The organism is Thermodesulfobacteriota bacterium (genome assembly GCA_040755095.1).
GTDB lineage: Bacteria > Desulfobacterota > Desulfobulbia > Desulfobulbales > JBFMBH01 > JBFMBH01.
Genome location: JBFMBH010000066.1, coordinates 1 through 21,097, shown reverse-complemented (window position 1 = coordinate 21,097; position 21,097 = coordinate 1). Strand labels below are relative to the sequence as shown.

Genomic DNA, 21,097 nt, shown 5'->3' with positions numbered 1-21,097 from the left:
CTGGGGGGAGGAGACGCCTCGCCAACGTGTGCCCCCCGCACCCTCCCCCAGCGGGGGAGGGCTGGGGTGGGGGATGGCCGTTCGTCTCTCCGCGCCCCCCGTGAAGCGCCACTCGGGTCCGGACCGGCGGCTCAGTACCGGTGGCAGGCCAGGCACTCGGCCTCGTTCAGGAAGGGATGGCGGGCCGCATTGAGCCGCGCCACCGGCACCAGGCCGGTGACCGGGTCGTGGCAGACCAGGCAGGTGAAGGGCTGGGGGATGTGGGCGATGGTGAGGCCCTCGTGGCTGGCGATCCCCCCCGGATGGCAGAGCCGGCAGCTGGCAAAGCTGTCATGGCAGGCCAGGCAGTGCTGCTGCTGCCAGGCCGCGGTGTGGGAGCGGGGCCGGGTCTCCTGGTGGCAGCCGGCGCAGAAATCCTCCTGGTGGCAGGTGCGGCAGCGCTGCCGGTCCCAGGAGGCCTCGAAGCCGTGGGTGGATTCGGTGAAAAGCGCCGTATGGCTGGCCGGTCGCTCCTCCTGGTGACAGGCCCGGCAGGTCGGCTCGGCATGGCAGGCCCGGCAGGCCGACTCGCTGTCCACGGCGGCCAGGCCGTGGCGCCGGTGCCAGTCGGTGCTGGCGTGGCTGGCCGGCATCGTCTCCCGGCTCAGACCCTCGTGGCAGTCGCTGCATGCCCGGCCGGCGGCATGGGACCGCTCCCGGATCGCCAGGACATCGTTCCGGGTCATGGGTGGCAGGGTCTCGACCCTCCGGTCCAGCAGCGCGCCATGGCATTCGCCGCACCAGGCGGTCAGGGCCGGGGTGTGCAGGAACACGCCGCTGCCGGCCGGTGGCACGCTCCTGGGCGCGGCCAGGTCCTCGGCCTTGGCCACCAGATGACAATGGCCGCAGGCGTCCAGGCTGGGCTCGGCGTCGATCCAGTCGCTGTGGCACTCCCGGCACGCCTGGTGACCGGCCCGGGCGAAGCGCCCGGCCTGGCCCGGGCCGTGGCAGTCGGCACAGGCCAGGCCCTGCTCCTCCAGGTGGTGGAAATGGCTGAAGCGCAAGCCGAGCTGGCCGCTCTCCCGGCAGCCGCCCAGCAGCATCAGGACCGAGACGACAAGGGGGACGAAGAGGAGCGGGGGGTGGCGAAGGAAGGCCTTCATGGGGCTACCTCACAAGCACGGTCAGAACCGGGTGATGAGGGTGGTGCGCAGGCCGTAGATGGTGTCGGACTCCAGGGAATTGTCCTCCAGCTCGGCATGGATCCGGAGCGAGACCGCCTCGGTCAGGCGGCAGCGGAGCCGGACGAACAGGGTGTAGGCATCCGGCGAGACCTGCACCACTGAGTTGTCGGCGGCGATGACGACATCCGCCGGCCGCAGGGCGAAGCTGGTATCCGCGTACTGGGTATAGTGGTAGTCCAGATAGGCGGTGCCGGCGGACAGATCCCAGAGACCGCCCGGCCGATAGCTCACCTGGCCGCTCACCCCCTGGAAGCGATCGTGGCCGCTGACGTCCCAGTGCTCGCCGCTTACGGACAGGGTCCAGGCCGGGGTGAGGGTGAAGAGGAAGGTGAGATCGGCGTGGCCATACTGCCGGTTGTGGAGGTCCCGGTTACCCGCGGCCACGAAGCGGCCGGACACCCCGGGGGAGACGGTGAGCCAGGGCAGCAGAACCTTGGAGCAGCGGGCCGACAGCACGGTGAAGGGCGCCAGATCCCCCAGGGTGGCCTGCAAAGGGGAGTAGGCGTTGCCCATGGCGCCCAGACCCTGCCAGTGCTCCAGCCGCAGCCAGGCATCGAAGCCGGCAGCCAGTGCCCCGTAACGGGCCTCGGCTGCCGCCATAGCCAGCTCGGCGTCCAGGAGCATGAGCCGGCCCCGGGCCTGCCAGGAGGCCGCCAGGCGCTGCCAGGCCTCGACCAGAAGCTGCTCGTCTCGCGCGTCCACCTCCCGGTCCCGAAAGGCCACATACGCCAGCCGCAGCTTGCCTCCCGGCCACAGTCGTGCTCCCAGGGCCGCGCCGCCGGCCCAGTCGTCGCGGGTGGTCGAATAATAGCTCACCGGCCGGCCGAAGAAGAGCTCGCCATCCAGGGGATCGCCGGCAAAGAACCGCAGAAGTCCGCCGTCGATCTGGAGGGCGCCGGCGTTCTCCAGGTACTGCCGGCCCAGGCGCAGGCCGAACCGTCCGTCCCCGGTGTGCAGGTCGGCCCAGAGCTGGTAGATCTGCTCCGCCCACCCCTGCCGCCGATCCTCGACGCCCACGAAGAGATCGCTGCCCAGGGAACGGTCGGTGGAGTCCAGATCCTTGTGCAGCCGGCCGGAGAAGGCGCCGTCCAGATGGCCACCCGCCCAGCCGCTGCCCCGCACCAGCCAGTGGTCATAGAGATCCGAGTCCTGGCTGCCGCCCGCGGCGCGGAGCGCGAGGCCAAGGCGATTCTCCACGGTGACCACCGGCTTGACCTCCCGGAAGAAGCCCCCCGGCTCGCCGGCCAGGGTGGGAACGGGAAGGGCAAGGCCGGCAGCCACCGCCATGGCCCACAGCCCGGGGACGGCGCGGCGACCTTCAGGGAAGAATCGATTGCAGCCCGGACTCCACATGGCGACTCCTGCCGGCACCACTGGCCGATATCGAAGATCCGAGTCCGGAACGGCAGAAATCCCGCGCTCCTGGCCCAGGACCAATTCCTAGGCCGAGCTTAGGATTGACCCTTTCCGCAAGTCAAGCATCTTGCGGGCCGGCCGTATGCCCCTTGATCACCCCGCGCCATCCGCCGCCGGATCCAGGCGAATGCCCCGGCGCAGAAAGGTGGGGATCTCCAGGTACTCTTCCCAGGACAGGGCGAGGCCGCCGAGGTTGCAAGCCGGCTCCGGCAAAAGGGCGGCCGGCGGCGATTCGGCCAGGCCCGGTGCCGGGAGGGGACGATCCAGAAGGGCGGCGGCTGCCAGGAAGCCTTCAACGAATCCGTGCTGGTGTGCGATCATGGGAGCATCCTCCGTGCAGGTTGGGGTTCCTCCAGACGCCGGCCCTTGCCGTGCGCCTGCTGGCAGGGTAGCATCCCACCTGGGACAGATAGTGTCCCAGGTTCTTCTTTGTGCGCCACGCATGGCGCAATCTCCTGGAGGTGCAAGTCCTCTCTCGGCCGCGACAACCGGAACAAGGAGCCGGAGGCAAGGGCGCCATGGCGACTTGGGGTCTGGAGGAGGCCCCAGGCAAGAATCGGCCCCGACGAACAGAAACCAGATGGAAGGCCGGCGCGGTGGGGTAACCCGGCAATGGACGGGGATGCCCCGTGTTGAGGTCTGCAGATGAACCGAGTATACAGTCGAAGCCCGGTGATGCAGCCCGGATCCATGCCGGAGCCTGGCAGATGGCGCAGGAGCTGGCACGGGAGACCTGCCGGGCTGGCTGCGGAGACGCCGTTGGGCTGGGATTCGGGGCTTCGGGACCCGCTCACCCGGGCGCTGGTGGCCCTCGCACCCGACCGCCGCAACCGGCGCCAGCTCCCCCTCTCTGGACCATGCCGCCAAACGCGGCCACAATCGGCAGCCCTGGCCGTTGTCCGCCAGGCCATCGCCCGGGTCGCCGGCGGCGCCTCCAAGGCCGATGTCCTGGCCGGCACCGGTATCGCCGGCAGCGACTGGAACCGCGCTGGGGCGATCCTGCTGGAGCGGGGCATGGTGAGCCGCACCGGGGAACGTCAGGGAACCCGATACCATGCCGCAGGAGCATAACGATGCTTGAATACTTGCAATTGAAGAACGTTGGCCCTGCGCCGACGTTGGAGCTGGAATTCGGTCCACGAATCAACGTCATCACCGGTGACAACGGGTTGGGCAAGAGCTTTCTCCTCGATATCGCCTGGTGGGCCTTGACCAGAACGTGGGCCTCCCTGCCAGCGCGGCCAACTGCTGGCGCCAAGAACGCCTCGATCGGGTTCCGCTTCACCGGGAAGAAGAAGACGAACGAGTACACATCCACCTTCGATCGTCCGCTGCAGGCCTGGACCGGTAAAGCAGGCCGGCCCTCCAACCCTGGCCTTGTCTTGTATGCGCAAGTGGACGACAGCTTCGCGGTTTGGGATCCGGCACGCAACTATTGGCGGCGGAAGGGAGAGGTCGATGTCCAGGACCGGCCACCCGCCTATCTCTTCCGGCCACAAGACATCTGGGATGGTCTCGAGGCACCAGGCGGTGTGCTTTCGAATGGTCTCATCAGGGACTGGATGAGCTGGCAAAGGGAAAACGGCGAGCCCTTCGCTCAGCTGCAGGCTGCCCTGCGGCGTCTTTCGCCCGCAGCCGAGGAGGAGCTGCGCCCAGGTGGGCCAACACGCATCAGCCTCGATGACGTCCGGGATATTCCGACGCTCAAGATGCCCTACGGGGAGGAAGTCCCGGTACTCCATGCTTCCGCAGGCATGAAACGGATCATCGGCTTGGCGTATCTTCTGGTCTGGGCTTGGCAGGAGCACCGGCGAGCCAGTGAGCTTCTGGGGCAGGATTTCGCTCGCCAGGTGATCTTCCTGATCGACGAGATCGAATCGCATCTCCACCCGCGATGGCAGCGCGTGATCCTGAGGTCGATGCTGGAAGTGGTCAACGCGCTGACTGGCACTGCCGACACCACCGTCCAGCTCATCACCGCTACGCACTCGCCCTTGCTCCTGGCTTCCCTGGAGCCACTCTTCGATGAAGAAGCAGACCGACTGGCACACTTGGATCTCAAGGCCGGCCAGGTCCGCCTCCGGCCGCTTCCCTGGGTCAAACAGGGTGACACCGCGAACTGGCTGGTGTCCGAGGTGTTCGGTCTTCGACAGGCCCGTTCCCTGGAGGCCGAGCAGGCGATTGAGGCTGCCGAGGCATGGATGCGCGGCGACCGGGCGGCCTTGCCAGCGACTCTTTCCTCCAAGGCCGCCATCCACCGCGAGCTGCAGCGCACGCTGGCCGGTCATGACCCATTCTGGCCACGCTGGATCGTACGTTTCGAAGCGAGCATCGGAAACGAACCATGATCCACTTCGATCCTTCACCCGAGCCTCCGACGTTTGACAGCGAGTGCCGCCAGAAGGGAGCAGCTTGGCTGGTTGCGCACCCCGGCGCCGAACGACCGCGCGACTACTGGACCCCCTTCAAATCGGTGCTTGCAGTCGGCTTTCGGGACCTGTGCGCCTACTCGGCCATGTACGAGCCGGTGGGCACCGTGGATCATTTCCGGAGTTGGCAAAAGAACCCTGCCGCCGCTTACGAGTGGAGCAACTACCGGTACGCATCGGCGCTGATGAACAGCTGCAAGGGGACGGCCGACGTGCTGGACCCCTTCGAGGTGGGTGCCGACTGGTTCGAGATTCTGCTGCCCTCCCTGCAGCTGGTGGTCACCGATCGGGTTCCTCCAGCGGTGCGGGGATTGGCGGAACAGACCCTCCGGCGCCTGCATCTGCGCGACGACGAGCGGGTGCTGCGGCAACGGCGGGAGTGGCATCGGATGTACCAAGACGGTGAGCTGACCCTGGCCGGCCTTTGGAGGAAAGCACCGCTCATTGCGCGAGCCGTCGAGAAACAGGCAGCCGTGGCCTCGACATGACGATGGTGGAGGATAACGCCTTTGGCCTGGCCCGGGAGATAGAGACCACCGACCTCCACGTGGAGGTCTCCTGGGCAACAAGGTCGCGGCCGAGGTGGGGGTGGCCTTCCTGAGCGCGGCATTCTCAGGGCGGGCGGGGTCCGGATTTTCCAGGAGGGGCGGATGGCCAGGGACAAGCCGCAGCTGGTGCGTCTCGTCTTCATCGATCAGCGGATCCGGGAAGGGATGGCCAGCGGCCGGCTCGCCAACTGCACCAGCCTGGCGGCCGAGTATGAGGTCAGTCCCAAGAGCATCCTTCGGGACATCGACTACCTGCGCCACATGCGGGGGGCGCCCATCGTCTACGACCCGACCCGCAAGGGCTATCTCTATTCCGAGGCCAACTGGCAGCTGCCGGCCCTGTCCATCAGTGAAAGTGACCTGTTTGCCCTGTGCATCGCCGAAAAGGCCCTGCGGCAGCACGAGGGTACGCCGGTCTACGACCGGCTGGCGGCGATCTTCCGCCGGATCGCCGAATGCCTCCCCGCCAAGGTGAGCGTCGACCCCAGTTGGATCGATCGGCGGCTGGCGGTGCTGCCGGACCAGGCCACCCGGATCGACGCCCGGGTCTGGGAGGCCGTGGCATCCGGTCTCAAGCACAACCAGCCGTTGGCCATCCGGCACCGGCGGGCCGGAACCGGAGCCGCCAGCCAGCGGACCGTGGAGCCGTACCGGGCGGTGCGCTACCAGGGGGAATGGTATCTGGTGGGTTTTTGCCGCCTGCGCCAGGCGGTCCGCACCTTTGCCATGAGCCGCATCGAGGAGGCCGCGGTCCTGGAGGGCTGCTTCCAGATCCCGGCCGACTTCGAGGCGGCCTGGCAAGAGCGGGAGCGGTTCGGGCTCTTCGGGGATGGCGAGGAGGTGTGGGTGACGGTGGGCTTCGGCCCGGCCCTGGCCCCCTATGTCCGGGAGCGGCTCTGGCATGGCCGCCAGGAGCTGAGCGATCAGCCGGACGGCGGGGTGCAGCTCCGGCTGCCGGCCCGGGACCGGGACGAGCTCTTACGCTGGGTGCTGTCCTGGGGCGATGGCGCCCAGATTCTGGCCCCGGCCGGGCTGCGGCAGGAGGCAGCCGAGCTCCTTACCCGGATGCTGGCGGCCTACCGCTCTCCAGCAGCTCCTTGAGGGAGCGCAGGGTGGTGAGCAAGGTGCGGCCGAGCAGGAGGCCGACGATGCTGCGGGCCATGGGGAAATAGCCCCCGGGGTCGGCGCCGCCGAAGGCCGTGACCAGGACAAAGCCGTCCTCCTCCTCCGCGAAGGTAAAGCCGCCCTCGATGGGAAAGGGGCCGGTCAGGGACCGGTAGGCGTAGCGCCGGCAGGGCTGGTACTCGGTGATGACGCCGGTGGTCTCCACCACCTGGCCCATGGCCTCGAAGGTGTAGCGGTAGGTGGCCCCGGTCCGGATCGGCCCCGGCGAGGTGATGGCCGCCTCCTTGACGAAGGGCTGCCAGTGGGGAAAGTTGGCCGGATCGGCCACAAACGCAAAGACCTCGGCGCAGGACCTGCGGATGGCAATGCTGGCGGATTTTTCGATCTCGGCCATGGGCGGTCACCAGAGGGGCTGCGGGTATTCCCGATCGGGACGCCAGCCACGATCATAGCATGCCCCTCCTGGAGAGGCAGCATGGAGATTGACCATCGTCTGGCAAAAGCGGTCTGGTTTTAACAGCCAATTCTTCCAAAAGCGGAGTGCTTTTGGCATGCAGACGCTTGATAGGCTTATCGCTGCTTCCCCGTGGTGGCAGGATCCGGACTGGGAGCGCACCGACCGTTCCCTCCGGCAGGTTGCAGCCACGGGCATCCACTTCCGGCATCTTGATCTTGAGGCCACCAGGGCCAGTCATCTCCTGCCCGGCTCTGTCAGCATCATTCGCGGCCCCCGTCAGGTCGGAAAGACAACAGAGCTCAAGATGCTGGCGCGGGATCTCCTCGCCGCTGGCGTTGCCCCGCGCCACATTGCCTACTATTCCTGCGACGACCTCATCCATTTCCGGGAGCTCCTGGCCCTGGTGAAGGCCTTTACGGAATCCCTGCGATGGAGCAAGGCCGACGGCTTCCTGCTGCTCGACGGGATCTCAGCTGTCAAGAACTGGCCACGGGCCATCAAGGCCCTGGCCGATGCCGGCGAGCTCGATACCGTCGCCGTGCTCCTGACCGGCTCCTCCGCCCTGGAGATCAAAAGGGGCTATGAGCGGATGCCGGGCCGACGAGGGGCAGGTTTCGACAAGGCGTTTCTGCCCATGTCATTTGCAGACTTCTGCAAGGCCCTGGGCACGATGGCACCTTCGGCCAGACTCGGGGCCGTTGTGGCGGACGAGGCGTTGTTCCGCGATTTCCAGATGGAGACATCCCTGAAAAAGGACGCCCTGGCCAGACTCCTGGATCTCTATTTGCCGTGGGGGGGCTTCCCAAGGGCAGTGGCCGACCTGGCCCGGGACAAGACGGTCACCACGGAAACCCTGGATATCTACCGCTCAGTCGTTCTGAGCGAATTCGAGAAACAGCGGCGGCAGGCCCCCCTGCTGCTCGGCCTGTTGCGAAAGCTCTATGGCGTTTTGGGCTCGCCCGTCAGCTACCACGGCCTGACCCAGGATACCGGCTGCTCCACCGGCGCGGTGGTTCAGGACTACCTTGCCATCGCCAGCGCCGCCTTCCTCGGCTTTGAGGTGCCCTGTATCGATCTTGACCGCCGGCGGCCTTACCCGAAGCGGGGAAAAAAGTTCTATGCCGTGGACCCCATGATCTGGCAAGTGACCGCCCGGGGTGCCGGGTTGGCGCCCCTGGCCACGAGCGTGCTGGCGGAACAGGCGGTCGCTACCCACCTCATTCGTTGTCGAGCGGACGATTGGGCCAGCCTCGGCTTTCTCGAAGGGCTCTACTATTACCGGTCCCGCAAGGCAACGAGGTTGACTTCGTATTGTTTCCGCCGGCAGACCAGCGACCCTTCGGGGTGGAGGTCAAGTATCAGGGCCGGATCTCCGGTTGGGACGAGCAGAGCATCAACAAGGGAATCGGCCAGGGCGTCCTGGTCTCGCCCGATACCTACAAGTGGGGCCAGACGGTGTGCCATCTGCCCCTGTGGGCGTTTCTCCTGCTGAGCTGATGAGCCGGAGAGGAGCGGATGGCTGTTCAAACACCCCCCGGCGCCGGCGGCTCGGCCTCCGTGACCTCGGCGGTCACGGCCTCCAGGATGGAGAGGGCCAGCTGGCGGCCGGTGAACACATCCCGCTTGACGGTCAGCACCTGTTCAACCCAGATGGCGGCGGCGGCGCAGCCGAGGCCCTGGCCCTCTTCCCGGCAGACCTCGGTGGCGCCGTCCGGGAACAGCAGCAGCTGGCGGCCGGGGATGGGCCGCACCAGGAGGCCGCCGGCCGGCCGGGTGAAGTCGTGGATGGTGGGCAGGTCCCAGCCCAGAAGATCCAGCAGCAGAGCGGGGAGCTGATCAAGGGGCAGATCGCCTCCCACCACCGGTCCTTTCTCGCCGTCGATGATCACCAGGGGCGTGGCCAGATGGTCCCGCAGCATGGCCGGGCTGAATTCCGCGATGGTCCGGGCCAGATAGCCCGACTCGGCATAGCCGGCAAAGTCGTAGCCGAGAAAGGGCAGATGGTCGCCGAAGACAACGATGAGGCCCTGGGGATCCAGACGCCGCAGCTCGCCCAGCAGGACCATGAGCTCCCGGGACTTGTAGTAGATGGTGTTGGCGTAGGCCTCCACCTCCGGCACCTGGCTGGTGGCGGTGATGAGGCGAGGCCGGGAGGAGGCCAGCGCCTCGTCCCAGTGGCCAGTACAGGAGTCCGTAGAAGAGCGGCGTGGAGACGAGCGGCAGGAACAGGCGCCAGGGCGAGCGCCCGGCAGAAAGAAGCTCCGGCGGAACCGATCCGGACGGGTACCTGTCCATGGCCAGCACCCCAGACAGCCGAAGGCCCAACCGGGCGTCAACAGGGAGGACCGGCTGCCAGCGCAGCCGGGATCAAGGCCCTACGGTACCCCAAATGGGCAAGAAATGCAGCCTGACGTGTTTCCTCTGCCCGCGGTGCCAGGCGGTGGCCGCGGCGATCGGGAGGTGAGGGTCCCATGCCATCCAAGAACCACTGGAGCGTCCTGAGCCTTGAGCGGCTGGCTCTGGCCCTGGGCTATTCCTGGTCAGGGCTCAAGGCCGCCTTTGTCCATGAGGCGGCCTTCCGCCAGGAGATCCTGCTCCTGGCCGTTCTGGCGCCGGTGGCCCTCCTGGTGGACACCACCCTGGTCAACCGGGCCCTGCTTCTGGCATCGCTCCTGGCGGTCCTGGTGGTGGAGCTTCTGAACTCGGCCATCGAGGCGCTCACCGACAAGGTGGCGCCGGACCTGCACCCCCTGGCCAAACGGGCCAAGGACATGGGCAGCGCCGCGGTGCTCGTGGCCCTCCTGGCCGCGGCCGGCGTCTGGCTGGCGGTCCTGGCCGGCCCCTGACCAGCCGGCACCTCAGACTCAGCGCCCCCGGCGGATCGCCAGCAGGCCACCGAGACCGGAGCCCAGAAGCAGCACCGAGGCGGGCACCGGCACGGGGTTGGGGCCGTGGCCGAACCCGCCGGCATTCACCTGGCCGCCGCCGGACAGCTCGCCCACCACCAGATTGCCGGTGACCAGGCCCGAGGGGAAGGTGGTGTCGGCCAGCGGCGCCAACAGATTGACCTCGTTGGCGTGGCTTAAGGCCAGCACCGTGGCCTCCGGAAAGTTGAGCAGCACCTCGGCTGGCGAAAGCCCGCCCAGGTAGTGCCAGACGGTGTTGTCCAGGGAGGCGCTGGCGCCGCTGACGTTGATGTAGACCACCGCGTCAGCCGGGCCGGTGACGTTGAAGGTGTGGGCGGCCCGCAGCGCTGCCTCGCTGAGGGCAAAGACGTTCACGCCGGACGTCGCGACCACGGACAGGGTGCCATAGGCGCTGGCGATGCTGCCGGTCGGGCTCATGCCGCCGACGGTGCCGGAAAAGCCGGTGAAGTAGTCGGCCAGGACGCCATGATCCACCGCCGGGCTGTAGCTCACCCCGCCCTGCTTGCTGCCGAAGACCGTGTAGTGCTGGTCCAGGGTGATGCTGCCCGCCGCCTGCACATCGCCCCAGATGGTGCCGCCGGCGGTGTTGCCCACATTGCCGCCGGCCCGCAGATCGCCCTGGATGGTGGCATTGGCCAGGGAGACGTTGCCTGCCGCCTCCACGTGGCCGAAATAGACGCCGCTGCCCAGGGTCGCGCCGCCGCCGGCGTGCAGGGCATAGCCGCCGGGGGTGAGCAGATTGAGGCTGAAATGGGCCATGCTCACGTCGCCGCCGGCCCCGGCCCGGCCCTGGTAATCGCCGCCCGACTGGGAGATCCCCCCCAGGCTGTAGACGTTGAAATAGCCGAACGGGTTGACGCCGCTGGCCGAGCATTCTCCGGCGGCCGCGGCCAGGCCCAGGCTGGCCATCATCACCACAGCGAACAGCTTCATCGAGCTTCCCTCCCTCTCGTTCTGTTGTGACCATGCCCCCGGTTGCCAAGGGCGTGCGCTGCGGTTATTACTGCAACAACCATGCCTGACCACCAGCCCCTTGGGGACCTGGGGCCGCGGCCAGCGCCGCCCTCGGCCGGGGCGCTACCCCGGGGCCATGGCTGGCCGTCATCCACCGCCGGCCCCCCGCTGGGCCGCCCCGTTATCCGGAAAACCGGAAGATCGTTTCCGGAAATCAAAACTGCTGGCCGCCAGCACGGCGGCAGGAGGGCCGTCAGGATACGCCCAGCGGTCCGCTCACCGGCCCGGCGCACCGGCAAAGGGTCTTGCCATCCGCGGCAAAGAGCCGCAAGATGGCTTGGCATGAAGCCATTCTCGACACGGGCCGGTCACCATCCACCCGCACCAGGCGCCCCATGACGGCCAGTCAGCCGGAGACGGACGGCAGAACTGCCGGCTGGTGCCTTACGGTCACACCCCAGGGGACCGGGGCGGTGGGGATCGGACTTGCCGGCCGCTGGCGTCTGGAGGAAGGGCTGCCCGCCGTTGAGGCGGTGTTGGCCAGGCTGCCCCCGGATCTGGCGTGTCTCTTCTTCGACACCAGGGAGCTTACGGCCTGGGACACCGGTCTTCTCACCCTTCTGGCCAGCCTCTTGGCGGAGAGCCGCCGCCGGGGCATCCAGGTGGACGAGGCGGGCTTGCCGGCCGGGGTGCGGCATCTTCTGGCCATGGCGGCCGCGGCCCCGGACCAGCGCCTGGCCACCCGGACCCGGCCCCGGCAGGGCCTGGTGTCCCAGGTGGGTGCCGCTGCCATCGACTTCTTCCGGGGCCTGCCGGCCATGCTCGCCTTCCTGGGCGAGATCATCCTGGCGGCCGGCCGCCTGGCCACTGGCCGGGCCCGCTTCCGGGCCAGCGACCTGTGGCTGGAGATCGAGGAGGTGGGGCCTAAGGCCCTCATCATCGTCAGCGTCATCGCCTTCCTGGTGGGCCTCATCCTGGCCTACCTGGGGGCGGACCAGCTGCGGCTGGTGGGGGCGCAGATCTTCATCGCCGATCTGGTGGCCATCGGCATGGTGCGGGAGGTGGGGGCGCTCATGACCGGCATCATCATCGCTGGCCGCACCGGCGCCGCCTTCGCCGCCCAGCTAGGCACCATGCAGGTCAACGAGGAGATCGACGCCTTCCGGGCCCTGGGCATCCCGGCGGTGGAATTCCTGGTGCTGCCCCGGATGCTGGCCCTGCTCCTGATGGTGCCGCTCCTTACCCTCTACGCCGCCTTTGTCGGCATGCTGGCCGGTCTTCTGGTGGCGGTGACCATCTTCGACATCGGGATGTTCGAGTACTACACCGAAACGGTGCGGGCCCTGAGCATCAAGCACTTTGTGGTGGGCCTGTCCAAGGGCAGCGTCTACGGCGCCATGGTCGCCTTTGCCGGCTGTCTCCGGGGCATGCAGTGCGGCCGCAGCGCCGAGGCAGTAGGCGAGGCCGCCACCTCCGCGGTGGTGACCGGCATCCTGCTCATCACCATCACCGCCTCCATCATGACCATTGTCTTCTACCGTCTGGGGATCTGAGCCATGCCGGAGGCGCCCCCCCTGGAGGTCCGGAATCTCACCATGGCCTATGGCGACTTCGTGGTCCTGCAGGGCCTGGAGTTTGCGGTTCGACAGGGGGACATCTTCGTGATCATGGGCGGCAATGGCTGCGGCAAGACCACCGTGATGCGGGCCCTCATCGGCCTGCAGCCGCCAGCCCGGGGCGCGGTCCTTTACTCCGGCCAGGACTTCTGGCAGGCGCCACCCCGGGAGCAGGAGCGCCTGAAGCACCGGCTGGGGGTGATGTTCCAGGGCGGCGCCCTGTGGAGCTCGCTCACCCTGGCCGAAAACATCGCCCTGCCCCTGGGGGAGTACACGAGCCTTCCGCGCCACCAGATCAGCGAGCTGGTGGATTTCAAGCTGGCCCTGGTGGGCCTGGCCGGCTTCGGGGATTTCTACCCCTCGGAGCTGTCCGGCGGCATGCGCAAAAGGGCGAGCCTCGCCCGGGCCATGGCCCTGGACCCGGAGATCCTGATCATCGACGAGCCCTCCTCCGGCCTCGACCCTCTCACCGCCCGCCGCCTGGACGACCTCATCCTGGAGTTCAGGGACAGCCTGGGCGCAACAGTGGTGATCATCACCCACGAGCTGGCCAGCATCCTGTCCATCGCCAACAGCTCGGTGTTCCTGGACGCCGAGACCCGGACCATGATCGCCTCCGGCCATCCCCAGGAGGCGATCCGCTCCGGCGACCCGCGGGTGCGCCTCTTCCTGTCCCGGGGGCAGACATGAGCCGCCAGGCCCACACCACCCTCATCGGTGCCTTTGTGCTGGGGGCGGTGGCCCTGGCCGTGGCCACCACCCTGATCCTGGCCGGCGGCACTTGGTTCCGGGAGCGACGCCAGCACGTCCTCTACTTCGAGGGCGCGGCCCAGGGCCTGCGCATCGGCGCGCCGGTGCTGTTTCTGGGGGTGAAGGTGGGCGGGGTGACCCGTATCCAGCTGGGCCTGGACGACGAGAACCGCCGCTTCATGGTGCCGGTCGTCATCGAGATGGAGCCCCACATGGTGCGCAGCCGCAGCGGCGAGCAGGTGGACCTGGAGGACCGGGACACCATCCGCCGGCTGGTGGACGAGGGGTTAAGGGGCCGGCTGCGCACCCAGAGCCTTCTGACCGGCCAGCTCTATGTGGATCTCGACTTCCATCCCGACAAGCTGGCCCGCTTCGTGGGCCTGGATCCGGAGATGAGCGAGATCCCCACCATCCCCACCACGGTGGACGAGCTGGCGACCCAGTTCGAAGGCTTCCCGGTGGAGCGCTTTCTGGCCGAGGTGGCCACCATCGGCGAAGCGGTCAGCCGGCTGCTGGCCAGCGCCGAGGCCCAGGAGCTGCCGGCCCGCCTGCAGGCGGTCCTGGCCCGGCTGGAATCCCTGGCCGCCGGCCTGGACCGGGAGGCGCCGCCGCTTCTGGCCGCGGTCCGGGCCGAGCTGGCGGGCGTGCCCCCCACCCTCGCCGCGGCCCAGGAGGCGCTGGCCCGGGTGAATGAAGCCGCCGTGGCGGTGAGCGCCGCGGCGGATCGGGTGGCGGCGGTCGCCGACCGGGCGGCGCCACCCCTGGCCAACATCGGGCAGGCCGGCACCGAGCTGGCCCAGGCCGCCCAGGCCCTGGCCGCCCTGGCCCGGGAGGATTCCCCCACCGTGGTGAGCCTCAACGCCGCTACCGCCGAGATCGGCCGCGCCGCCCGCTCCTTGCGCCTCCTGGCCGAGACCCTGGAGGCGCAGCCCGAATCCCTCCTGCGGGGCAAGCGCTTGCCAGAGGAGAAATGATGCTGTTCCGTGCCGCCCTCCTTGCCCTGGCCTGTCTGGTGGCCGCCTGCGCCGCCCCCCTTCCGGTCCGCTACTACCAGCTGCCGGCCACCGCCAGCCGCCAGCCCGCCCCGGCCGGCCGCCCCGGCCAGCCCCTGATCGGCCTGGGGCCGCTCCTCCTCCCGGACTATCTGGACCGGCCCGGCATCGTCACCCGGGTCACGGCCACTAGGCTTTCGATCGACCAGAGCCATCGCTGGGCCGAGCCCCTGGCCGAAAGCCTCTCCCGGGCGCTCCAGGAGAACCTGACCCGCCTCCTGGACACGGAGTCGGTGCTCCTCTTCCCCTGGCCAACGTCAAGGCCGGTGGCCCTCCGGATGCCGGTGGCGATCCTTGGCTGCGAGGCCGGCCCCGACGGCGCCGTCCGCCTGGAGGCCCGCTGGTCGGTCGCGGCCGGCGACGGCACGACGCTTCTTGCGGAGCGGCGGAGCAGCCTGCGGGTGGTGCCGGAGACCCCGGACCGGGAGGCACAGGTTGCGGCCATGGGCGAGGCCCTGGCCCGGCTGGCCGGGGAGATGGCGGCTGCGCTCAAGCCCTGGCTGAAGGATTGACGCTCCCGGACTGCCTCATCTCGCCCCCGGGGGCATGATGACAGGCCGCGGGGCGGCAGGTATACTCGCGAGACTGCCTCTGGAAGCCGCTGCCAAGCACGCCCCCTGGGGGGACCGCTGGCGGCAGCCACCCTCCCCTGTTCTCCCGGAAGCCGATCGCCTGGCAACGCCCTCTTTCCTGACCCATGGACGCCTTCCTCGCCTCCCTCGTCTTCGTGGTCCTCGCCGAGATGGGCGACAAGACCCAGCTCCTGGCCATGGCCTTCGCCTGCCGCTTCCGCTGGCAGACGGTGATGTGGGCGGTCTTCTGGGCCACCGCTGCCAACCATCTTCTGGCCGCCGCTGCGGGCAGCACCCTGGCCTGTCTCATCCCCCTCGTGGTGATCCAATCCGTGGCCGCCGCCTCCTTCATCCTCTTCGGCCTCTGGACCCTGCGGGGCGATTCCCTGGAGGGCGAGGATCAAGGCTATCGCCAGAGCCCCTTCTGGACGGTCTTCGTGGCCTTCTTCATGGCGGAGATGGGCGACAAGACCCAGATGGCCACCATCTCTCTGGCCATCGAGTACCATGCCGTCTTCACGGTCTGGCTGGGCACCACCCTGGGGATGATGGTCTCGAACGCCTTTGGCATCGTCTTCGGCATGGTTCTGGGCAAGAAGATCCCGGAGCAGGCCATCAAGTGGGTGGCCGCCCTCCTCTTCATGGCCTTCGGCTGCTTCGGCCTGTACCAGAGCCTGCCGGCCCACCTCCTCACCCCGCCCTTCCTTGCGGCCGGCGCGCTGGCGCTGGCGCTGGCCACGGGAATCGCCGCGCGCCTGGGCGGCGGCAGAAGGCCCATCGAGCAGGCCGCGGCCTGCGCCGTGGAGCCCGCGCCCCTGCCCGAGCACAAGTCCTGAGCAGGAGGTCTGCCAGCCCCGGTGGTCACGGTGCCACTGGGCTGGCCGCAAGAAAGCCCATGACCTCGTCCCACCACCCCTCGGTGGGCCGGCGGGGCCAGTCGTTGTGGCCCGCCTGCTCGAGCACCCAGAGCCGCTTCGGCTGGGAGAGCGCCACGAACAGCCGCTTGGTCAGCCGGTTGGGGATCACCTCGTCCCGGCCGGCCATGATCACCGCCACCGGCCCCCGGTAGCCGGCCAGGTTGACGACGTTGTCGTAGGTGTCCCGGAGGAAGGGCTTGACCGGCAGCCAGGGGAACTGGGCCTTCGCCTCGTTTTCCAGCGAATCCCAAGGGAAGAGCAGCACAACCCCCTCGGGCCGCAGCTCTGGATCGGCCGCCAGGGCCGCGGCCACCCCGCAGCCCAGGGACTCGCCCCACAGATACAAGGGGCTGCCGAAAGCCGCCCGGGCCAACAGGGCGGTCCGGCGGCCATCCGCCACCAGACTCGTCTCGCTCAGCTCACCTGGCCGCCCGCCGTACCCCGGGTATTCCGCCAGGCAGCCTGAGCCCATCACCCTTTCAGAGGGGCCCCCGGCCATGCCGGCGGTGCCCCTGGCGTCGTCACCGGCCGTCCGCCAGCACCGCATCCACATCCGGCGCGGCGAGCAGCTCCTCGGCCTTGGCCCGCTCGACGATAACCGGCACCGCCCCCGGGTAACGGTCCAGAAACGCCGGCAGACCCCGGGACGAGCGCCGGCGGCCGGACTTGATCTCGATCCCGTAGACCACGCCCTCCCTGTCCAGCACGTAGTCCACCTCCAGGCCACCCTGCCGCCAATAGAAGAGACTGCCCCGGGATCGCGTCAGGGCCGCCCCCACCGCTGCTTCCAGGACGCGGCCCCGCCACTCCGGATCCTTGTCCACGGCGGCCGGCGAGCGGAAGGCATGAACAAGGGCGGTGCTGAGGGGCACAAGCTTCGGGCTGGAGGCCCGCTGCCGCATCTGGGAGCCACTGTATTTGGGCAGCACCCGCAGCAGAAAGTCGCCCTCCAGCAGCTCCAGATAATGCTTGATGGTCGTGACGTTTCCTGTCTCCTGCAGGCGACCGAGAAGCTTTTGCAAAGACACCTCTTGCGCCGGGTAGCCCATGGCCAGACCAAAGGTCTGGCGGAACAGGGCCGGCTTGTTGACCGTGGCCACCCCCAGGATGTCCCGGATGAGCACCGGCTCGATGATGGCGTCCCGCATGTAGGCCTGCCAGCGGGCGGGCTCCCCGGCCAGCAGCGCCGCGGCGGGATAGCCTCCGAATTTGAGAAACTCCCCCAGGCCCCAGCCAAAGGCCTGCCGGCACTCGGCGAGGTCCCAATGCCAGGCGCGCAGGAGCTCATAGCGACCGGCAAGGCTCTCGCCCAGCCCCTGCTGGAGCGACAGGCTGGCCGAGCCCTATTTTGGGAGAAGTATCTACCAAATTTGGTAGATACTTCTCCCAAAGAAAGGGGGCGGCCGGTGAGCCTTGCCCGGGGCGACGCTTCAGACGCCGGGTCTGGGACAGCGCCTCGGCAGAGCACGGTTCCACACCGCCGCACGATGGCTGGACCAGCTCCGGTCTCGGCCCCCCAATCGCGCCGGCTCCCGGTGGCGATCCTGTTTCCCGCCGGCCGGGCCTCCAGTATACTGCCCTGACGCCGCGACTCGCCCCCTCCCCTCTTCCTTGCACCCCCTGACCCGTTGATGCCCATGCAAACGCCCTGGCACTGCCAAACCAGCGACGACGCCCTTGCCACCCTGATCTCCTCCCCGGCCGGCCTCACCCGGGAGGAGGCCGGCCGCCGCCTGGCGGCCCACGGCCCCAACCGGCTCCAGGACAAGGGCCGCCGGGGGCCGCTCGCCATGCTCCTGGACCAGTTCAAGGACTTCATGATCGTGGTCCTGGTGGCGGCGGCGGTGATCTCCGGCGCCCTGGGGGAGGCGGTGGACACGGTGGCCATCGTGGCCATCGTCATTCTCAACGCGGTGGTGGGCTTCGTGCAGGAGTACCGGGCCGAAAAGGCCATGGAGGCCCTGCAGCAGATGGCGGCACCGGCCGCCGTCGCCCTGCGGGACGGCAGTCCGCACAACGTGCCAGCCACCGATCTGGTGCCCGGCGATATCGTGCTCCTGGAAGCGGGCCGGGTGGTGCCTGCCGACCTGCGGCTCCTGGAGGCGGCGACCCTCAAGGTGGAGGAGGCGGCCCTCACCGGCGAGTCCGAGGCGGTGGAAAAGGACACCGCGGCCCTGCCGGAGCAGGAGCTGGCAGTGGGCGACCGGCGCAACATGGCCTACAAGGGCACCTTTATCGCCCATGGCCGGGGCAAAGGCGTGGTGACCGCCACCGGCATGGCCACCGAGCTGGGCAAGATCGCGGCCATGCTCCAGGAGACCGCGGAGGCCAAGACCCCGCTGCAAAAGAGACTGGCCGCCTTCGGCAAGCGGCTGGCCATGGCGGTCCTGGTCATCTGCGGCGTGGTCTTTGCCGCCGGTCTTCTGCGGGGCGAGGAGCCGGTGCGGATGCTGCTCACCGCCATCTCCCTGGCCGTAGCCGCCATCCCCGAGGCCCTGCCGGCGGTGGTCACCATCGCCCTGGCCCTGGGCGCCCGCAAGATGGTGCGCCAGAGCGCCCTGGTGCGCAAGCTGCCGGCGGTGGAGACCCTGGGCTCGGTCACCTACATCTGCTCGGACAAGACCGGCACCCTGACCCTGAACCGGATGACCGTGGAAGAGGCGCAGGTGGACGGCCGATGCGGCCGGGTGGACGAGCTGGGCCTGCCCCGCTGGCAGGAATCCGCGGCCACCGGCCTGATGCAGCGACCGCCGGCCCTCTTTTTGGCCGCCCTGGCGGTGAGCAACGATGCCCACCCGGACAAGAACGGCGAGCTGCTGGGCGACCCCACCGAAACCGCCCTGGCCGCCCTGGCCGCCCGCTACGGTCTCACCCGCGGCGAGTTGGAGAAGCTCCTGCCCCGGGTGGCCGAGCTGCCCTTCGACAGCGAGCGCAAATGCATGACCACCATCCACCGGCTGCCGGCTGGCCTCGCCAGCCAGTCCGGGCTCGCCGGCGCCCGCTTCCTCGCCCTGACCAAAGGCGCCGCCGAGGCCCTCACCGAGCGGGCGGTTACGGTGCTGCTGGCCAGCGGCCTCCAGCCTCTGGACCGGCCGGCCCTGCTGGCCGCGGCGGACGGGATGGCGGCGGATGGCCTGCGGGTCTTGGGGGTGGGCTATCGGCTCTGGGCCGAGCTGCCCGCGGCCATGACGCCGGAGACCATGGAGACAGAGCTGACCATGCTGGGCCTGGCCGGTCTCCTCGACCCGCCCCGCCAGGAAGCGGCCGAGGCGGTGCGCCTCTGCCGCTCCGCCGGCATCCGGCCGGTGATGATCACCGGCGACCACCCGGCCACCGCCCGGGCCATCGCCCGGCGGCTGGCGATCCTTGCGGACGGCGCCGGCGTGGTCACCGGCCGGGAGTTGGCGGCCATGCCGCCGGCGGACTTGGCCGCCCGGGTGGAGGGCATCCGGGTCTACGCCCGGGTGGCACCGGAGCAGAAGCTCGATATCGTCCGCGCCCTCCAGGAGCGGGGCCACTATGTGGCCATGACCGGCGACGGCGTCAACGACGCCCCGGCCCTGAAGCGGGCCGACATCGGCGTGGCCATGGGCCTAACCGGCACCGATGTCTCGAAAGAGGCCAGCGCCATGATCCTCCTGGACGACAACTTCGCCACCATCGTCAAGGCGGTGCGGGAGGGCCGCAAGATCTACGACAACATCCGCAAGTTCGTCAAATACCTGCTCACCACCAACGCCGGCGAGATCTGGACCCTGTTCCTGGCCCCCTTCCTGGGCCTGCCCATACCGCTCCTGCCGATCCATATCCTGTGGATCAACCTGGTCACGGACAGCCTGCCGGCCCTGGCCCTGTCCGCCGAGCCCGCCGAGTCCGACATCATGGACCGCCCGCCCCGCCGGCCCGACGAGAGCATCTTCGCCCATGGCCTGGGCGCCCATGCCATCTGGGTCGGGCTGGTGATGGCCGCGGTGGTCCTGGGCCTGGAGGCCTGGCTCCTCAACACCGGGGCCGCCCACTGGCAGACCGAGGTCTTCACCGTGCTCTGCCTGACCCAGCTGGGCCATGTCCTGGCCATCCGCTCCGAGGAGCAGTCCCTCTTCCGCCAGGGCCTGCGCTCCAACCTCTTCCTGCTGGCTGCCGTGGCCGTCACCTTCGGGCTGCAGCTGGCCACCATCTATGTGCCTTTCCTGAACCAGGTGTTCCGGACCGTGCCCCTGTCACCCGCCGATCTGGGGATGACGGTGCTCTTGTCCGGGGTGGTGTTCGTGGCCGTGGAGCTGGAGAAATGGGTCAAGCGCCGGCGGTCGCGCCGGCGAGACGCCAGGAGGTAGAGGCAGACGGCCCGAGGATGGCCACGGGGCTGAGCGTCGGCCGTCTTGCAGTCGACAACAGCGTTGCCGCGAACGAGGTCTGGCCCGCCGGCATGGCACCCACCAGGGCCGGTGAGCCACGGCTTGCGGGCGCCGCCCCGGCCTTCCGCCGCCCGGACGGCCTGGGCTGGATGCTTTGGCACTGCAAGCGAGCGCACCAGGGGGCGCCGCATGCGTCCCTACAGAAGGATCCATCGTGCCGGCGCCGCCCCGGACGGGGGGGCGGGGAACGCCGGTGCTCGGCGCTGTTGCCCACCGCTGCCGGGCGTACCGGGCAGGGGTGAGGCAGGCGGCGTCCGGCAGGCGGCCCATTGCCCAGCCCGTTGGAACCGGGCGGCCCCCGTTGTCGAAGCCGAATTGCCTGGGCGTCTGCTTGGCGAATAGCCAGCGAAAGAACAATTCTCTTGACGCCACCAGCCGCCGGCGACTATTTCTGTCCTGGCTGTCCCTCACTCCTCCGTGAGGGGATCAGCTGGGCTCATGACCGAGATCCCCGGCCGATTGAGGACGTGGGTGCAGATCATGGTGGTGGCCACATGGCTATGACCAGGCAGCTCCTGCACGGTACGGATGTCGTAGCCCGCCTCCAGGAGGTGGGTGGCGAAGGAGTGGCGCAGGGTATGGCAGCTGACCCGCTTGCACAGACCCACCCGAGCAGCCGCCGCCGTCACCGCCTTTTGCACCACGGTCTCATGGAGATGGTGCCGCCGCACCGCCCCGGACCGCGGAGCCACCGCC

General features: G+C 69.0%; 21 protein-coding genes. 12 read left to right on the top strand and 9 right to left on the bottom strand.

The features are described 5' to 3' along the window. Positions 1-131 precede the first annotated feature (131 nt). The 3 genes from AB1634_11045 to AB1634_11035 form a co-directional block, all read right to left on the bottom strand. Complete coding sequence (locus AB1634_11045; protein ID MEW6220054.1) at positions 132-1,142, bottom strand: hypothetical protein; 1,011 nt, start codon at positions 1,140-1,142, stop codon at positions 132-134. Positions 1,143-1,163: 21 nt separating this feature from the next. Further along, the gene (locus AB1634_11040; GenBank protein ID MEW6220053.1) at positions 1,164-2,510 is read right to left on the bottom strand and encodes a hypothetical protein; all 1,347 of its coding nucleotides are present in this window, start codon (positions 2,508-2,510) and stop codon (positions 1,164-1,166) included. 222 nt (positions 2,511-2,732) lie between these two features. Next, positions 2,733-2,960 (bottom strand): hypothetical protein, encoded by a 228-nt coding sequence (locus tag AB1634_11035; protein MEW6220052.1) that lies wholly within the window; start codon positions 2,958-2,960, stop codon positions 2,733-2,735. A gap of 438 nt (positions 2,961-3,398) precedes the next feature. On the opposite strand from AB1634_11035, the gene AB1634_11030 reads away from it, so the two are divergent. The 4 genes from AB1634_11030 to AB1634_11015 all read left to right on the top strand — a co-directional run bounded on the left by AB1634_11030 (position 3,399) and on the right by AB1634_11015 (position 6,717). Continuing rightward, positions 3,399-3,710 (top strand): hypothetical protein, encoded by a 312-nt coding sequence (locus AB1634_11030; GenBank protein ID MEW6220051.1) that lies wholly within the window; start codon positions 3,399-3,401, stop codon positions 3,708-3,710. Positions 3,711-3,712: 2 nt separating this feature from the next. Then, positions 3,713-4,987: an ATP-binding protein gene (locus AB1634_11025; protein MEW6220050.1), complete on the top strand. Its 1,275-nt coding sequence runs from the start codon at positions 3,713-3,715 to the stop codon at positions 4,985-4,987. After that, a complete protein-coding gene (locus AB1634_11020; GenBank protein ID MEW6220049.1) occupies positions 4,984-5,556 on the top strand; it encodes a hypothetical protein in 573 nt (190 codons plus the stop codon). The genes AB1634_11025 and AB1634_11020 overlap by 4 nt, the downstream gene beginning before the upstream one ends. A gap of 162 nt (positions 5,557-5,718) precedes the next feature. Continuing rightward, positions 5,719-6,717 carry a WYL domain-containing protein gene (locus AB1634_11015; GenBank protein ID MEW6220048.1) on the top strand — a complete coding sequence of 333 codons (999 nt, stop codon included), beginning with the start codon at positions 5,719-5,721 and terminating at the stop codon, positions 6,715-6,717. Here the strand turns inward: AB1634_11015 and AB1634_11010 are convergent. After that, positions 6,674-7,135, bottom strand: coding sequence for an SRPBCC family protein (locus AB1634_11010; GenBank protein ID MEW6220047.1), 462 nt, complete (start codon positions 7,133-7,135; stop codon positions 6,674-6,676). The two genes, AB1634_11015 and AB1634_11010, sit on opposite strands and share 44 nt — an antisense overlap. Positions 7,136-7,292: 157 nt before the next feature. Between AB1634_11010 and AB1634_11005 the strand changes: the two genes are divergently transcribed. Further along, positions 7,293-8,690, top strand: a complete 1,398-nt coding sequence (locus tag AB1634_11005) for an ATP-binding protein (protein MEW6220046.1) — start codon at positions 7,293-7,295, stop codon at positions 8,688-8,690. Positions 8,691-8,721: 31 nt separating this feature from the next. On the opposite strand, the gene AB1634_11000 is transcribed toward AB1634_11005, so the two are convergent. Next, positions 8,722-9,309, bottom strand: a complete 588-nt coding sequence (locus AB1634_11000) for a hypothetical protein (protein MEW6220045.1) — start codon at positions 9,307-9,309, stop codon at positions 8,722-8,724. 360 nt (positions 9,310-9,669) lie between these two features. On the opposite strand from AB1634_11000, the gene AB1634_10995 reads away from it, so the two are divergent. Continuing rightward, positions 9,670-10,044, top strand: a complete 375-nt coding sequence (locus AB1634_10995) for a diacylglycerol kinase (protein MEW6220044.1) — start codon at positions 9,670-9,672, stop codon at positions 10,042-10,044. Between the two features lie 18 nt (positions 10,045-10,062). On the opposite strand, the gene AB1634_10990 is transcribed toward AB1634_10995, so the two are convergent. Next, positions 10,063-11,058, bottom strand: coding sequence for a choice-of-anchor A family protein (locus AB1634_10990; GenBank protein ID MEW6220043.1), 996 nt, complete (start codon positions 11,056-11,058; stop codon positions 10,063-10,065). Positions 11,059-11,474: 416 nt separating this feature from the next. On the opposite strand from AB1634_10990, the gene AB1634_10985 reads away from it, so the two are divergent. The 5 genes from AB1634_10985 (at position 11,475) to AB1634_10965 (ending at position 15,905) form a co-directional block, all read left to right on the top strand. After that, positions 11,475-12,632 carry an ABC transporter permease gene (locus AB1634_10985; protein ID MEW6220042.1) on the top strand — a complete coding sequence of 386 codons (1,158 nt, stop codon included), beginning with the start codon at positions 11,475-11,477 and terminating at the stop codon, positions 12,630-12,632. 3 nt (positions 12,633-12,635) lie between these two features. Beyond that, a complete protein-coding gene (locus AB1634_10980; GenBank protein MEW6220041.1) occupies positions 12,636-13,385 on the top strand; it encodes an ATP-binding cassette domain-containing protein in 750 nt (249 codons plus the stop codon). After that, positions 13,382-14,419, top strand: a complete 1,038-nt coding sequence (locus AB1634_10975) for an MlaD family protein (GenBank protein MEW6220040.1) — start codon at positions 13,382-13,384, stop codon at positions 14,417-14,419. The genes AB1634_10980 and AB1634_10975 overlap by 4 nt, the downstream gene beginning before the upstream one ends. After that, positions 14,416-15,009 carry a PqiC family protein gene (locus AB1634_10970; protein MEW6220039.1) on the top strand — a complete coding sequence of 198 codons (594 nt, stop codon included), beginning with the start codon at positions 14,416-14,418 and terminating at the stop codon, positions 15,007-15,009. Before AB1634_10975 ends, AB1634_10970 begins: the two co-directional genes overlap by 4 nt. A gap of 185 nt (positions 15,010-15,194) precedes the next feature. After that, positions 15,195-15,905: a TMEM165/GDT1 family protein gene (locus AB1634_10965; GenBank protein MEW6220038.1), complete on the top strand. Its 711-nt coding sequence runs from the start codon at positions 15,195-15,197 to the stop codon at positions 15,903-15,905. Between the two features lie 25 nt (positions 15,906-15,930). On the opposite strand, the gene AB1634_10960 is transcribed toward AB1634_10965, so the two are convergent. Together AB1634_10960 and AB1634_10955 are read right to left on the bottom strand one after the other, a co-directional pair. Further along, positions 15,931-16,458 carry an alpha/beta hydrolase gene (locus AB1634_10960; GenBank protein ID MEW6220037.1) on the bottom strand — a complete coding sequence of 176 codons (528 nt, stop codon included), beginning with the start codon at positions 16,456-16,458 and terminating at the stop codon, positions 15,931-15,933. Between the two features lie 49 nt (positions 16,459-16,507). Next, complete coding sequence (locus AB1634_10955) at positions 16,508-17,134, bottom strand: DUF4143 domain-containing protein (protein ID MEW6220036.1); 627 nt, start codon at positions 17,132-17,134, stop codon at positions 16,508-16,510. A gap of 489 nt (positions 17,135-17,623) precedes the next feature. Here AB1634_10955 and AB1634_10950 point away from each other — a divergent pair, with 489 nt between their 5' ends. Then, positions 17,624-20,320, top strand: coding sequence for a cation-translocating P-type ATPase (locus AB1634_10950; protein MEW6220035.1), 2,697 nt, complete (start codon positions 17,624-17,626; stop codon positions 20,318-20,320). Between the two features lie 488 nt (positions 20,321-20,808). On the opposite strand, the gene AB1634_10945 is transcribed toward AB1634_10950, so the two are convergent. After that, positions 20,809-21,097 (bottom strand): tyrosine-type recombinase/integrase (locus tag AB1634_10945; GenBank protein MEW6220034.1); only part of this gene is annotated, 289 nt, incomplete at its 5' end.

Excerpts from the sequence above, each read along its gene's own strand:
- AB1634_10960 (MEW6220037.1), bottom strand. The coding sequence starts at position 16,458 with ATGGGCTCAGGCTGCCTGGCGGAATACCCGGGGTACGGCGGGCGGCCA.
- AB1634_10965 (MEW6220038.1), top strand. The coding sequence starts at position 15,195 with ATGGACGCCTTCCTCGCCTCCCTCGTCTTCGTGGTCCTCGCCGAGATG.
- AB1634_10975 (MEW6220040.1), top strand. The coding sequence starts at position 13,382 with ATGAGCCGCCAGGCCCACACCACCCTCATCGGTGCCTTTGTGCTGGGG.
- AB1634_11015 (MEW6220048.1), top strand. The coding sequence starts at position 5,719 with ATGGCCAGGGACAAGCCGCAGCTGGTGCGTCTCGTCTTCATCGATCAG.
- AB1634_10990 (MEW6220043.1), bottom strand. The coding sequence starts at position 11,058 with ATGAAGCTGTTCGCTGTGGTGATGATGGCCAGCCTGGGCCTGGCCGCG.
- AB1634_10955 (MEW6220036.1), bottom strand. The coding sequence starts at position 17,134 with ATGCGGGACGCCATCATCGAGCCGGTGCTCATCCGGGACATCCTGGGG.
- AB1634_10970 (MEW6220039.1), top strand. The coding sequence starts at position 14,416 with ATGATGCTGTTCCGTGCCGCCCTCCTTGCCCTGGCCTGTCTGGTGGCC.
- AB1634_10995 (MEW6220044.1), top strand. The coding sequence starts at position 9,670 with ATGCCATCCAAGAACCACTGGAGCGTCCTGAGCCTTGAGCGGCTGGCT.
- AB1634_10950 (MEW6220035.1), top strand. The coding sequence starts at position 17,624 with ATGCAAACGCCCTGGCACTGCCAAACCAGCGACGACGCCCTTGCCACC.
- AB1634_11025 (MEW6220050.1), top strand. The coding sequence starts at position 3,713 with ATGCTTGAATACTTGCAATTGAAGAACGTTGGCCCTGCGCCGACGTTG.
- AB1634_11020 (MEW6220049.1), top strand. The coding sequence starts at position 4,984 with ATGATCCACTTCGATCCTTCACCCGAGCCTCCGACGTTTGACAGCGAG.
- AB1634_11040 (MEW6220053.1), bottom strand. The coding sequence starts at position 2,510 with ATGGCGGTGGCTGCCGGCCTTGCCCTTCCCGTTCCCACCCTGGCCGGC.
- AB1634_11005 (MEW6220046.1), top strand. The coding sequence starts at position 7,293 with ATGCAGACGCTTGATAGGCTTATCGCTGCTTCCCCGTGGTGGCAGGAT.
- AB1634_11010 (MEW6220047.1), bottom strand. The coding sequence starts at position 7,135 with ATGGCCGAGATCGAAAAATCCGCCAGCATTGCCATCCGCAGGTCCTGC.
- AB1634_11035 (MEW6220052.1), bottom strand. The coding sequence starts at position 2,960 with ATGATCGCACACCAGCACGGATTCGTTGAAGGCTTCCTGGCAGCCGCC.
- AB1634_10985 (MEW6220042.1), top strand. The coding sequence starts at position 11,475 with ATGACGGCCAGTCAGCCGGAGACGGACGGCAGAACTGCCGGCTGGTGC.
- AB1634_11045 (MEW6220054.1), bottom strand. The coding sequence starts at position 1,142 with ATGAAGGCCTTCCTTCGCCACCCCCCGCTCCTCTTCGTCCCCCTTGTC.
- AB1634_10980 (MEW6220041.1), top strand. The coding sequence starts at position 12,636 with ATGCCGGAGGCGCCCCCCCTGGAGGTCCGGAATCTCACCATGGCCTAT.